At 50.7% G+C, this 13,540-nt stretch carries 11 protein-coding genes and 2 riboswitches; of the genes, 10 read left to right on the top strand and 1 reads right to left on the bottom strand.

Translation table 11 applies throughout. The annotated features are described in order from the left end of the window. Positions 1-20: 20 nt before the first annotated feature. The 5 genes from HP398_RS26675 (at position 21) to HP398_RS26655 (ending at position 4,927) form a co-directional block, all read left to right on the top strand. Positions 21-221 carry a cation transporter gene (locus tag HP398_RS26675; RefSeq protein ID WP_017247169.1) on the top strand — a complete coding sequence of 67 codons (201 nt, stop codon included), beginning with the start codon at positions 21-23 and terminating at the stop codon, positions 219-221. Between the two features lie 755 nt (positions 222-976). Beyond that, positions 977-1,123, top strand: a riboswitch (cyclic di-AMP (ydaO/yuaA leader). A gap of 394 nt (positions 1,124-1,517) precedes the next feature. Beyond that, a complete protein-coding gene (locus HP398_RS26670) occupies positions 1,518-2,744 on the top strand; it encodes a quaternary amine ABC transporter ATP-binding protein (RefSeq protein ID WP_017247170.1) in 1,227 nt (408 codons plus the stop codon). Further along, positions 2,728-3,567, top strand: coding sequence for an ABC transporter permease (locus tag HP398_RS26665; protein ID WP_069851933.1), 840 nt, complete (start codon positions 2,728-2,730; stop codon positions 3,565-3,567). The genes HP398_RS26670 and HP398_RS26665 overlap by 17 nt, the downstream gene beginning before the upstream one ends. Continuing rightward, a complete protein-coding gene (locus HP398_RS26660; protein WP_173624135.1) occupies positions 3,564-4,499 on the top strand; it encodes a glycine betaine ABC transporter substrate-binding protein in 936 nt (311 codons plus the stop codon). The genes HP398_RS26665 and HP398_RS26660 overlap by 4 nt, the downstream gene beginning before the upstream one ends. Positions 4,500-4,516: 17 nt before the next feature. After that, positions 4,517-4,927: a hypothetical protein gene (locus HP398_RS26655; RefSeq protein ID WP_017247173.1), complete on the top strand. Its 411-nt coding sequence runs from the start codon at positions 4,517-4,519 to the stop codon at positions 4,925-4,927. 56 nt (positions 4,928-4,983) lie between these two features. Here the strand turns inward: HP398_RS26655 and HP398_RS26650 are convergent, their stop codons facing one another. Then, the gene (locus HP398_RS26650) at positions 4,984-5,352 is read right to left on the bottom strand and encodes a Na-translocating system protein MpsC family protein (RefSeq protein ID WP_017247174.1); all 369 of its coding nucleotides are present in this window, start codon (positions 5,350-5,352) and stop codon (positions 4,984-4,986) included. Positions 5,353-5,519: 167 nt separating this feature from the next. Between HP398_RS26650 and kdpB the strand changes: the two genes are divergently transcribed. The 5 genes from kdpB to kdpA all read left to right on the top strand — a co-directional run bounded on the left by kdpB (position 5,520) and on the right by kdpA (position 13,507). Then, positions 5,520-7,520 (top strand): potassium-transporting ATPase subunit KdpB, encoded by a 2,001-nt coding sequence (kdpB, locus tag HP398_RS26645; protein WP_069851937.1) that lies wholly within the window; start codon positions 5,520-5,522, stop codon positions 7,518-7,520. 37 nt (positions 7,521-7,557) lie between these two features. Then, a complete protein-coding gene (locus HP398_RS26640; protein WP_173624134.1) occupies positions 7,558-8,883 on the top strand; it encodes a methyl-accepting chemotaxis protein in 1,326 nt (441 codons plus the stop codon). A gap of 9 nt (positions 8,884-8,892) precedes the next feature. Further along, positions 8,893-10,830 (top strand): putative bifunctional diguanylate cyclase/phosphodiesterase, encoded by a 1,938-nt coding sequence (locus HP398_RS26635; protein ID WP_173624133.1) that lies wholly within the window; start codon positions 8,893-8,895, stop codon positions 10,828-10,830. Positions 10,831-10,991: 161 nt separating this feature from the next. Further along, positions 10,992-11,138: riboswitch (cyclic di-AMP (ydaO/yuaA leader) on the top strand. A 559-nt stretch (positions 11,139-11,697) separates the two neighbouring features. Beyond that, positions 11,698-11,775 carry a K(+)-transporting ATPase subunit F gene (gene kdpF, locus HP398_RS31455; RefSeq protein WP_111914364.1) on the top strand — a complete coding sequence of 26 codons (78 nt, stop codon included), beginning with the start codon at positions 11,698-11,700 and terminating at the stop codon, positions 11,773-11,775. 58 nt (positions 11,776-11,833) lie between these two features. Further along, complete coding sequence (kdpA, locus tag HP398_RS26625; protein ID WP_017247180.1) at positions 11,834-13,507, top strand: potassium-transporting ATPase subunit KdpA; 1,674 nt, start codon at positions 11,834-11,836, stop codon at positions 13,505-13,507. The last annotated feature ends 33 nt before the right edge of the window (positions 13,508-13,540 follow it).

Genomic DNA, 13,540 nt, shown 5'->3' with positions numbered 1-13,540 from the left:
AATGTAAGGAGAGATTGATCATGACAAATATCACATTGAACGTAGAAGGTATGTCTTGCAACAAATGTGTAGCGCGTATCGAGAATACATTGAAAGAACTGGGTGCAGAAGGCAAAGTGCACTTGGCTGATAAAAAGGTTGATGTTTCCTACAATGAGAGCACATTGACACTCGAAGCAGTAAAAGAAGCAATCGAAGACCAAGGCTACGACGTCGTTTAAGCATCGTGCTATTACTATCGAAAAAAGCTCCTGCCTGATTCCATGAGGCGGGAGCTTTTTGGCTGTTTTGCTTGGAGTAGCTGTAGGGGATGGGAAGAAGCCCATTTCCAGTCTACGCTTCGGCCTACGCCCCGCAAGGGGTTAGACTGTCCGCTCCGAAATGAATGTCGGGAGCGCTTCAAAAGTAGAGTTTCGAAGATGTATTCGCAGAGGTTGAAGCTGACAACCCCCGCCATTCATTTCTACGCTGAGTTGGGCTCCAGAGGCGCTAGGACTGGAAATGTTCTTCTTCCCAAGCGACTATTGTTTACATCTTGAAAGCAGCATTCAAGGGGGTGCTTCATTAAATGCATGTAGACTCCCAACAGCTCGTAGAGGAAACAGGAGAAATAAGCGAAGATCTTTGGACACACCTACCGAGGCGCAGTGAAAAAAAGAGAAACTGCCTTTAGCGTCCACCTCTGAGCCACATCCTGATGGACTACTTTGGACGCGGTTTCGCTTTTTTTCACGGAGCCGGGCACCGATGCTCCCTCGCAGGTGTTCCAAGAAGCTGAGCGTTTTCTCCTGTTTCCTCCCCACCCCACATGCGAGAGAGAATAACGCACGATTCCTTTAATCGAATGAGTAACCGAGAGCTAATCCAATCCGATTCATAAAGAAAGACAAAGTCCGGTTAAAACCGTGCTAAACGAACGTTCACAATAACTGGAAGCGAGCGTATAATCAAATCACAATCAAGCTTAATCAAGAAACAACACATACGGCCTAGTTCCGAGATTTTCGGAAGCGGGGGAACCAATCTTTTGGGGTTAATCCTGAGTGATCAGGAGGGATGAGGAAAAGTCTTCTCTGCCATCCTACCCGTCAGCTAACCTCGTCGGCCAAAGCAGGGAAGGTCATGGATGGATAAAGTCTAGGCATATAATACGCAACAAGGGGATTCCTTGCGGGCGTGTGATAGGCCGATGCAGGCTTTTTCTTTGGGACCTTTGTTCTGGAGAAAAAGGATGGATCGGCCTATTTTTTATGGAAATACCGATGAGCAGCTTACGCCATACAGACGTTATCGAAAAACGTGTGGATCGCTGGGAGGCAGTCGGTACGAGATAAACCGCTGACAATCGAAATCAGGAAGACAGAGTACAGGGAGTCCTGAAAAGGGATGCCAGGTATTACGTAAGCCTGCGGATTTTTTACACGAGTATAAATCAAGCGTGCCTGCTTGGTTTTGCTGGAGTGTGGAAACTTCGCAGGCTTTTTGCATTTACGAAAAAACGAAGGATGAGGGATACCATGCCCAAAATGAAGGTCCATCAACTGACAAAAGTGTTCGGCAAGCAGCCCGAGCTGGCCTTGAAGCTACTGGCAGAAGGACGTACGAAAGAACAAATTTACAAGCAAACGGGCCAGTCTATCGGGGTGAATCAGGTCAGCTTTGAAGTCGAGGAAGGTGAAATCTTCGTGATCATGGGCCTGTCCGGCAGCGGCAAGTCAACCTTAATCCGACTGTGTAATCGACTGATTGATCCAACGAGTGGAAGCATCGAGATCGACGGGGAAGAGATCGTGGACATGAAGGCATCGGCTTTGCGCGAGGTGAGGAGGAAGAAGCTCGGGATGGTTTTCCAAAACTTCGCCCTGTTTCCGCAGCGGACGGTACGAGAAAACGTCGAGTTCGGTTTGGAGATTCAACAAGTACCACCAGGACTCCGGCAAGAAAAAGCACGGGAAGCGCTTGCGCTCGTTGGATTAACCGAGTGGGAAAATGCGTACCCGGATCAATTGAGCGGAGGGATGCGCCAGCGAGTCGGATTGGCGCGGGCGTTGGCTAATAATCCAGATATTCTCTTGATGGACGAAGCGTTCAGTGCACTGGACCCGCTCATTCGAAAAGACATGCAGGATGAGCTACTGGAGCTTCAGATGACGATGAAAAAGACGATCCTGTTCATTACACATGACTTGCACGAGGCGTTGAGGCTGGGTGATCGGATTGCCTTTATGAAAGACGGACAGATCATTCAGATCGGCCGCCCGGAAGAAATCATGGCAGACCCAGCGGATGAATTCGTGCGGAAGTTCGTCGAGGATGCCGACCTGTCCAGAGTGCTCGTTGCTGAAAATGTGATGAAACGGGCAGAAGCAATCACGCCTGACAAAGGGGCGCGAGTGGCGCTGCAACTCATGATGGATAACGGTGTGTCCAGCTTGTACGTCGTGGACAAAAAGCGCACACTGCTCGGCTTGATTACGGCGTATGACGTATCACTCGCGATCGGTACGGGGGATTCACTGGAGACGATTATGAAAACCGACCTCCCTACTGTTTCACCTGACGCACGTCTGCACAGCTTGTTCCCGATGATGGCAGACCTGCACGTCCCGATTGCGGTAGTGGGCGAGCAGCAGCGTTTGTTGGGTGTCATCGTAAAAGGAGCGGTGCTAGGCGGGCTGGTAGGCAAAGTCAATGTCCAAGAACACCAGAGAGCAGAGGTGATGAGTGATGGACGTCGTGCCTAAGCTGCCGATTGGCGAATGGATGGAAGGGTTCGTGGAGGTGCTGGGCCAGTACAAAGGGGTATTGTTTGATCCAGTGTCTATCGTCATTTCTACGATGGTGACTTACTGTTCCACGGTTTTGGCAGAGATACCTTCGCTGATTCTCATCTTGCTGCTGGGGGCCGCTGCGTGGGTTTTTGCAGGGAGAGCGTCTATGGTCTTTACGGTTGTCGGACTTTCTCTCATTCACAACCTGGGGTACTGGGATGAAACGATGGAGACATTGGGACTCGTCCTCACTGCCACCATGATTTCGATCGCCATCGGGATTCCGGTGGGCATTCTTTGCGCGAGATACGATACGTTTCGCAATCTGGTCACGCCAATACTGGATTTGATGCAGACGATGCCAGCGTTTGTTTACTTGATTCCCGCGATCTTTTTCTTTGGCTTGGGTGAGGTGCCGGGAGTCATTGCCTCCGTTATTTTTGCTTTGCCGCCAATCGTGCGTCTCACGAACTTAGGCATACGTCAGGTGCCAGCGGAAATGGAGGAAGCAGCGGATGCCTTTGGCGCAACTGGGTGGCAAAAGCTCGTGAAAGTGCAACTGCCGTATGCGAAATCGACGATCTTGGCGGGAGTCAATCAGTGTATCATGCTCGCCCTGTCGATGGTGGTCATAGCGGCTATGATCGGGGCGAAAGGCTTGGGTGCAGACGTATATCGCGCCGTATCGCAAGTGGATATAGGAAGAGGATTCGAGGCGGGGCTATCCATCGTGATCATCGCTATCGTCTTGGATCGGCTTACTCAACATGCAGGAAAAAAGGAGAGAAACATATGATGAACAAAGCGGTTCCAGCTTTACTGGCAGTGATGATGGGAGCGACAGCTTGGCTCGCAGGCTGCTCCAGTCAAAACACAAACACACAAATACCGACAGCAACGGTAGTCGGTCCTATTCCTTCTGAGACGTCGGACAACGCGCTAGGAGAAAAGCTCGACTACAAAATCATCGGAATCGACGCAGGAGCAGGCTCGATGGTGAAGACAGAGGAAGTCATGAACTTGTATGGCTTGGATAAATGGCAGCTTGTTGAAGGCTCCGATGCAGCGATGACAGCAGCTTTGATCAAGGCGTACGAAGCGAAGGAACCGATTATCATTACGGGCTGGACGCCGCATTGGATGTTTAAAAAGATGGATTTGAAATATTTGGAGGACCCGAAGAACGGCTTTGGCGGAGCGGAACAAATCCATACCATCGTGCGCAAAGGGCTGAAAGAGGATCAGCCTGCTGCCTATCAATTTCTGGATAAGTTCTGGTGGGAGCCAGCCGATATGGAGTCAGTCATGGTCCAAATGATTGACGGAAAAGATCCGGAAGTGGCCGCTGCGGAATGGGTAAAAAACAACGAAGCCAAAGTAGCGAAATGGGTGGAGGGCATCCAGCCTGTCCAAAAAGAGAAGCTGACTCTCGCTTATGTAGCATGGGATTCCGAGATTGCCAGCTCGCACGTTGTAGAGCATGTGCTGGAGCAGAAGCTGGGGTATGAAGTCGAATTGAGTCAGGTGCAGACTGGACCGATGTGGGCAGGAGTGGCCATTGGGGATGTAGATGGGATGGTTGCGGCTTGGCTGCCGTCTACAGATACGAGCTATTTGAAAAAGTTTGGTGGGCAATTCGAGGATTTGGGTCCGAATCTCGACGGAACCAAAATAGGACTCGTGGTTCCTTCGTACATGAACATCTCGTCCATTGAGGATCTCCAATAAGGAAGGGAGGCGCTGCTATGAAGCATTATCTCGTAATGGGCAAGGGGGAAGCTTTCACTTCTTTTGTCCAGACACTAAGCTGTGACAGTTTGCCTGCTTTTTGGGGAAGGAATCCCGGTGCCTTTTCATTGACAGCGGGGCCTTGCGACAAGACGATTCAGCGTTTTTTGCCCATCTCATTTGACGAGTGCTACCGCGATCAGGAATCCTTGCTGCTCTACCATTCCGTCTACATCTTTCCCGATGAGTGGGCGGAGGGACGCGACTTCATTACACTGTTCAAGCAGCTTGGCACCTGCCGGATTTTTGTGATGACGCAGGAACATCGGAACGCGATGTTATACAAGGCGCTCGGGGCGAATCACGTCATTGTGAGCCAGCCCGGGTATAAAGGCTACGGCTGGTTGGCCGAACAGATGAGTGGGTAAGAGAGGAATAGAAAAGGCTCCGCCTGCAAATGAAGGCGGAGCCGCGCTTTGTAAAATTAGCCTAATATTTTTTCGAGGTCCTTGTCCAATACATAAACCTCGATCCGTTCACCCATTTTCGTGCTGATATCACTATGGCTGGATAGTACCTTGCAGCTTGTCAGCTTTTCTACGATTTCTTCCGATTCTTCGCTGTACATCTCACGGAGAACCTCGCGCATTTCTTTGACGATGCGGCGACCTTTATCGTGACTGGACAGATGCTTTTCTTCGACGGTGAGAACACCTTTAAATCTGACGATGACCATATCACCGACGATGTAGGTCTTCGCTTCCTGTGGACCTCGTCCAATCAGATCGCGCTGAAATTTTATGAATGCTTCGCTGATTTCGGCTTCCAGCTTTTTTTTGTTAGAGATGGCCAAACGCCATACCTCCCATAATTTATCATTGTGCCTAATATTACTCAGCCGTCTTGGGGCTGTCAACCTACGAAAAAAGAGGGGGGAGACATTCCTGTGGTGATCGTCTCCATTTTTGCTGTTGGTATTTTTCTCTATTTGATCTATGCGTTATTGCATGTGGAGGAGCTATGAAACAATTGATAGGAAAGGCTCTACTTGATAGTTTTCGCAAGCTGAACCCGTTGGTCATGAAATCGAATCCCGTGCTGTTTGTCGTAGAGCTCGGGACGGTTCTGATTTTGCTGATGCTGTTGTTTCCGAAGTATTTTGGTACGGAGGATCAGGTAGGGTGGAATACAGTCGTTTTTTCCGTTTTATTATTCACGGTGTTGTTCGCGAATTTTGCTGAGGCATTGGCAGAAGGACGCGGGAAAGCACAAGCAGATACATTGCGAAGGGCCAAGCGGGATACGGAAGCCAAGCGACTCAAAGCCGATGGCAGTGTGCAGGTGATTTCATCTGGCGAACTGCGTAAAGGTGATCACGTCTTGGTCGAAACAGGAGATATCATCCCAGGAGATGGTGACATTATCGATGGCTTGGCCTCCATTGATGAATCTGCGATCACGGGCGAGTCGGCTCCGGTCATCAAAAGGGCGGGCAGCGACCAGACGTCTGTAACGGGTGGGACACGTGTCATTAGTGACTCTATTATCGTGAAAATTACGACGAACCCCGGGGACTCTTTTTTGGATCGGATGATTATGCTCATTGAAGGGGCCAAGCGTCAAAAAGCACCGAATGAAATTGCCTTGAATACAGTTCTTATCGTCTTTACGCTTATTTTTTTGATTGTCGTCGTCACGCTGGTTCCGATTGCTTCGTATGTGGGTATCGAGCTGGATATCTCCGTCTTGGTCGTTTTGCTCGTTTGTCTCATTCCGACCACGATTGGCGGCTTGTTATCGGCCATTGGCATTGCGGGGATGGATCGTGTCACCCGCTTTGGTGTCATCGCGATGTCGGGTAAGGCAGTAGAAGCGGCTGGTGATGTCAACACGATCATTTTGGACAAGACAGGCACGATCACGTATGGTAACCGACTGGCGGCAGAATTCGTTCCTGTAGCGGGAGTCGACCAGAGGGAGCTGATGGAAGTCGCAGTGCTCACTTCGCTGTTCGATGATACGCCAGAGGGAAGCTCCGTCATGATGCTCGCCCAAGCAAATCAGGTTGTCTGCGATGTCAAAGCGTACGAAGGAGAGATTATCCCGTTTACTGCTGAGGAGCGCATGAGCGGTTTGAATTACAAAGGCGTCCACTATCGAAAAGGAGCAGTTAGCGCCATTAGTGCCTATGTCAGGGAGCGGGGGGGCATGGTGCCACCAGATCTTGAAGAAAAAAGCGCGCGAATCTCGCTGCAAGGTGGTACTCCACTCGCTGTATGCAAGGACAGTCAGGTTCTTGGCCTGATTTACTTGAAGGATACGGTGAAGCCCGGGATTCGTGAGCGTTTTGAAGAATTGCGGAAAATGGGCATTAGGACCGTCATGTGCACAGGCGACAATCCACTGACAGCGGCCACCATCGCCAAAGAAGCTGGGGTCGACGATTTTATCGCCGAGAGCAAGCCCGAGGACAAAATCAGAATCGTCCGGGAAGAGCAGGCACAAGGGAAAATGGTTGCGATGACCGGAGATGGCACGAATGATGCGCCAGCGCTGGCCCAAGCCGATGTAGGCATCGCGATGAACAGCGGGACAACGGCTGCGAAGGAAGCGGCCAACATGGTCGATCTCGATTCAGACCCGACGAAGATTTTGCAGGTCATTTCCATCGGGAAGCAGCTTCTCATGACCCGCGGCGCATTGACGACCTTTAGTATCGCGAACGACTTTTCCAAGTATTTTGCGATCATCCCTGCGATGCTGGTCGAGCAAGTACCCGAGATGCAGCTTTTGAACATCATGAACCTGCAGTCTCCGTCTAGTGCTGTTCTATCCGCACTTTTATTCAATGCGATTATTATCCCACTCTTAATCCCGCTGGCATTGCGGGGAGTGCGCTATGTGCCCATGAATGCGAACCAGCTTCTCGTCCGGAACTTGTTGATTTACGGCGTAGGAGGAATCATTTTTCCGTTCATCGGAATCAAGCTGATTGATATGGGACTGCAACTGTTCTGGTAACCAAACAGCTATGAATGACATACGGAGGTGTACTCACGTGAACGTATCGTTGCGTTCCAAAATCATGTGCGGCTTTGTCGCTACGGCCCTGCTAATCGGAGTGCTGGGGCAGCTCTATTACACAAAGCTGGTTGAAATCAATGCGCGCTATGATGCCAGTTTGGGACTTGGAGAAGAAGCAATCAGGCAAGTAGAAAAGAGTGTGCTTGAGGAGCTTTCCTACATTTATGTGACGAGTGTTGGGATGTTTGTTTTGATCATCGGATTGGGCTGGATCATCTCTGGAAAAATTAGCCGATCCATTCGTGTCATTGCCGATGCGACAGAAACAATGGCAGCAGGAGATTTGACAGGAGCAGAGATTCAGATCGCCACGCAGGATGAGGTGGGGCAGGTAGCCCAAGCGATTAACCAGATGGCGCGGAATTTACGCAATTTGATCGGGCAAATCAGTACGGGAGCGGATCATGTTGCGAATGCTTCTGAGGAGCTGGCGACGAATGCCTTGCAAGCAACGGAAAACAGCCGATCGGTTGTCGCAGCGATGCTAGAGCTGGTGGATGGCGCTGGGGAGCAAATGAAAGGCTCCGATCAAACCGTCGATTCGATGGAACACGTAGAAGAAGCTGTGAAACAAATGGAGGAGTACGCGCAGCATGTCTTCGGATCAGCCAAAAGTGCCTCTGCGGCGGCCGAAACAGGAATGGAAGTCATCTCAAACACCGTGCAGCAGATGGCAGACATTGCGGCTGCTTTTACCACAACAGAGAAAGCTGTGATGCAGCTGGGCACGCGATCAAGGGAGATTGAAGCGTGTGTGGCTATCATTAAGGCGATGGCGAATCAGACAAATCTTTTGGCGATCAATGCTGCGATTGAAGCGGCACGAGCGGGAGCGTCAGGCAAAGGCTTCGCCGTCGTAGCCGGTGAGGTGAGAAAGCTCGCAGATCAATCCAGGCAAGCGGCGGAGCAGATCGCTGACATGCTCGAACAGATGCGACAGGACGTTGCCCGGGCAGTAGGGTCTATCGAAGGAGGAAATACAGAGGTCGCTTCTGGCGTGACGGTCGTAAAGGAAGCAGGGGATGCGTTTGCAAAAATTAGTCTGGCGGTCCAGCAAGTATCCATGCACATGAACCAAGTCGCGACAGGTCTGGATCATACCGCGGGCAAAACGGTGACAGTGACAGCCCAAATGGGTCAGCTTGCACATATCGCGAAGGCGGCGTCTGAGCGGGCTGATCAAGTGGCACAAGCGGCCTATCAGCAAAACAGTGCGGTGGAGGCGTTTCGTGAGTGCCTTGATTCACTCAGCAAGCTGGCTCACCAGCAAAAAAGTTTGATTCGCAGATTCAAGACATAGGTGATGGGTATGGGACTATGGCTAGAGCAGCAACGGATCGAGAGGCAAAAACAAACGGCGCTAAAGCTGGCTGCTGCGGTTGCCGCGCTCATGCTTGTCATCGTCTTGTTGCTGCTCTTCTTGACGGAGGAAACGCGAGGAGGTGTATGGCTGGCTGGGTTAGTGCCTATCTTGATCATCACGGCTATCTGCTATCGCATGGCTCTGAGGTACGCCTGTGATACGCATCAGCTGGAACAAACGTATTGGGAGAACGAGGAAAGGAAGATTCACTCGATATTGGAGAGCATCAAAGACGGTTATTACGAATTGGACGAGCGAGGTCGGTTTCTCGCTGTGAATCCTGCACTCTCTGAAATACTTGGAGCACCTGCGCATGAGTTGCTGGGAGCAAGCTATCAGGAGTATGTGGGCAAGCAAGATGCCCTGAAGCTAAAGCACGCGTTTCGGTGGGTGTCGCATACCGGGACGCCTGTCCAGCAAATTGACTGGGCGTTTGTCCAGCGTGACGGTCAGAGGCGCTTAGTGGAGGGCTCCATTGTGAAAATTAGCGAAAAATCGGGCGGTGTCACCGGGCTGCACGGGATTATCCGCGACGTGACGGATCGCAGGCAGGCAGAGCAGACAATCAATCACATGGCGTACCACGATGCGCTGACTGATCTCCCGAACCGTCGACTTTTCGAGGCGGAGCTGACGATTGCGCTATCCCAGGCGAAGCAGCAAGGACAGATGATGGCAATCCTGTTTTTTGATTTGGATCGTTTTAAATACATCAACGACTCCTTGGGGCATTATTTCGGGGACTGCTTGCTCCAGTCACTCTCTCATCGATTAAAGGAAAATGTCGGCACGACAGGCATATTGGCTCGCATGGGCGGAGATGAGTTTACGATGATCTTCCCTGCGATTTCTGACGAGACAGAGGTGATTGCGTTGGCAGATCGGATCATTGCGTCCTTGCAATCGCCGCTTCAGGTGGAGGATCGGGAATGCATTGTCACGACAAGTATCGGGATCAGTATTTTCCCGAGAGATGGAGAGGATACGCAAACCCTCATGAAGCATGCAGATGCCGCCATGTACAGTGCCAAAGAAAAGGGCAGGAATCGGTACAACCTGTACTCGTCTACGATGAGCCTTCATGCGGCGGAACGGCTGGCAGTCGAGCAGGAGTTGCGCAAGGCGTTGGAGCGCAATGAGTTTTGCCTGCATTATCAGCCGCAGCTCGATTGCAAAACAAATCAGGTGGTCGGGGTGGAGGCACTGCTCAGGTGGCGGCATCCTGAATGGGGTATGGTCTCGCCAGCCGAATTTATCCCCTTGGCGGAAGAGACTGGCTTGATTGTGCCCATTGGGGAATGGGTGCTTCGAACGGCTTGTCAGCAAAACAAAGCATGGGCAGAAGCGGGCTATCCTTCCCTGCGCATAGCGGTGAATCTATCAGCCCGCCAATTTCAGCAGGAGAATTTGGTTGGCATGATCAAACAGGTGCTCCAAGAAACGCAGATGCAACCGCAATTTCTGGAGCTAGAGATTACAGAAAGTGCCGTCATGCAAAACGCCACGCGGTTCATTGGAATCCTGCATGAGCTGAAAAATCTGGGGATATGGCTGTCCATCGACGATTTTGGGACAGGCTACTCCTCGCTAAGCTACTTGCGCGATTTTCCCATTAACCGCTTAAAGATCGATCGGTCGTTTGTGAATGATATTACAGAAAACGAAGATGCCGTCATCGCCAAGTCGATCATTGCCATGGCGCACAGCTTGCAAATGAACGTACTGGCGGAGGGGGTGGAAAACGAAGTTCAGCTAACCTTTTTGCGTGAGCAGCAGTGTGATGAAATGCAGGGCTACTACTGTAGTAAGCCATTACCTGCGGAGCAATTGGAAGAATGGATGCAACAATCAGGCACGACTGCTCTTGCAGTATGGGGAAAATAAATGAAAAAAGGAGAGAAACGATGAAATATCATGATCGGATGAGGCCTGATAGGTTTAAATCGCTTACACGGATAAAGAACGCAAAAATCGTGTGAAAAAGACTGAAATAGGACATTAACATCCGATTATGCCGGACGTATAATGAGACTCGTAACCAACAATTGCAAATATGGCCAAATCCCGAGGCACTCGGGAACGGAGGACCCAATCAGTAGGGGTTAATCCCACGCATGAATCGTGGGAGGGATGAGAAACTCTTTCGCCATCCTACCCGTCAGCTAACTTCGTCGGCTAAAGCGAGGGAGGTCTAAAGACCGCCTGTTTGAGGAGGCCTTTTTGTTATCCATTGAGGGACGACAAGGGTTGACTCGAAACGTAATGCAGGTCTTTTCGTTTTGCTCAAAAACGGTCAATGACCGTTGTTACTTACAAGTAAATAACTGTTTTCGGAAAAAGGAAACGGGAGACAAAACGCAAAGAAGGCAACTTCAAGTCGGCTGGGCGTTAGGTAGACCAATGAGTACTTTTTCTCCGATACAAAGGATCGTTTTATTTGCCGCGGGATGCGGGCGACTTCGTTCGTCTGTCCATCTTCAGTTCGGTCAAATGCGGCGGTCTTTCGGGGAAATCGTAAGCATTGGTCTATTTTTTTCCCAAATGGCAGGTTTTTTCAAAAAAGGAAGCCTGTGCAGGGGGAAGCGAGAGAGACGAGTCGGCCAGACTTCACGGAATAGTTAGTACGGCAAAAAAGGAGGGACATTGCATGGACGTGGTTTCCATACTGCTCTTGGCGCTTTCATTCGGTGTATTTTTTGCACTCATCAAGTTTTGTGACGCCGTGGTAAGAGAACAGGGAGGGAAAGAGAAATGATCTGGTTGCTGCTGATTGTGGCAGGGCTTGCGATGTACCTGTGCCACGCATTGATTTACCCGGAAAAATACTAGGGGTTAGAATCATTCGTTTATTGGGAACCATTTTTTAGAGGGAGTAGGAGGAACTGTCGTGGACTTTTTACAAATAGCGTTGGTTTTGGTGGTGCTTTTCGTGCTCGCCATACCGATGGGAAAATATTTGGCACGCTCCTTTTCGCTGGAGACGACCCGATTGGACCGTGTTTTTGGCGGGGTGGAAAAAGCGATATACAAGCTGTCTGGCATTCGTGTAGCAGATATGACCTGGAAGCAGTACGCAATGGCTGTTCTGGTCAGCAACATTTCGATGGTAGCCATTGCCTATCTCTTGCTTCGTTTGCAAGGGATGCTGCCTGGAAACCCAAGTGGAATTACGGCAATGGAGCCGTTGCTTTCCTTTAACACGGCCATTAGCTTTTTGACGAATACGAATCTTCAGCATTACAGCGGGGAGAGCGGATTGTCGTACCTGTCGCAAATGCTGGTCATTATTTACCTGATGTTTACAACGCCAGCAACAGGGATCGCGGTCGTGATGGCCTTCATGCGCGGGCTGACAGGGCAGCGCAGCATCGGTAACTACTACGTAGACCTAGTACGTGCTCATACACGTGTGTTGATTCCGCTGGCGATTGTCGTGACATTGCTCTTGGTGTCCCAAGGCGTGCCGCAGACAATGGAGCCGACGGCAACAGCGACAACTATTAGCGGAACGGAGCAACAAATCGCTCGCGGTCCGGTCGCTTCACTCGTATCCATTAAGCATTTGGGAACAAACGGAGGCGGATTCTTCGGGGTAAACTCCGCGCATCCATTTGAAAACCCGACACCGCTAACAAACGTGATCGAAATTATGTCGATGTTTTTGATCCCAGCGTCACTGCCATTCACATTCGGCTTCATGGCGAAGAGCCGCAAGCAAGGCTGGGTTATTTTTGGAGCGATGTTCGCGATGTTCCTGGCGTTTCTGGTCACGGCGTATGCCAATGAAGTAAACGGTAACCCGGCGCTGGAACGGGCTGGCCTGTCACAAGTAATGGGCAGCATGGAAGGAAAAGAAGTCCGTTTTGGTATCGCACAAAGCGCCTTGTTCACTGCCGTGACAACAGCGGCAACGACAGGAACCGTGAACAACATGCACGATACACTGACGCCACTTGGCGGTTTGGTTCCGCTCGGTGAAATGATGCTCAACTGCGTATTCGGCGGAGATGGCGTCGGAACGATTAACATTTTGATGTATGCGATTTTGGCTGTATTCTTGGCGGGCTTGATGGTAGGGCGTACGCCTGAATTCCTCGGCCGCAAGATCGAAGGTAAAGAGATGAAGCTGATCGCCATCGCGATTCTCGTTCATCCCCTGATCATTTTGGCGCCAACCGCTATTGCATTGGCGACAGAAATGGGATCATCCGCAGTGTCGAACCCAGGCTTCCACGGCATTTCACAAGTGCTGTACGAGTACACTTCTTCGGCAGCCAACAACGGTTCCGGTTTTGAAGGATTGGGCGACAACACACCTTTCTGGAACATTTCTACGGGACTCGTCATGCTGTTCGGTCGATATGTTTCGATCATTACGATGCTGGCGGTAGCAGGCTCCTTGCTCGCAAAAACGCCGGTACCAGAAACGATGGGTACACTGCGCACAGACAATAGTGTATTCACGGTGATTTTGATTGCGACTGTGGTAATCGTAGGCGCACTGACATTCCTGCCTGTGCTTGCTCTTGGCCCAATCGCCGAGTGGCTCACGATCCGTTAATTAGAGGAAGTTCAAAAAGTCGACTTTTGATCA

Origin of the sequence: Brevibacillus sp. HB1.4B (assembly GCF_013284285.1) — a bacterium.
In the GTDB taxonomy this organism is placed as follows: Bacteria; Bacillota; Bacilli; order Brevibacillales; family Brevibacillaceae; genus Brevibacillus; species Brevibacillus porteri.
The sequence above is the reverse complement of the archived record's forward strand: the minus strand, read 5'-3'. Positions and strand labels throughout refer to the sequence as shown.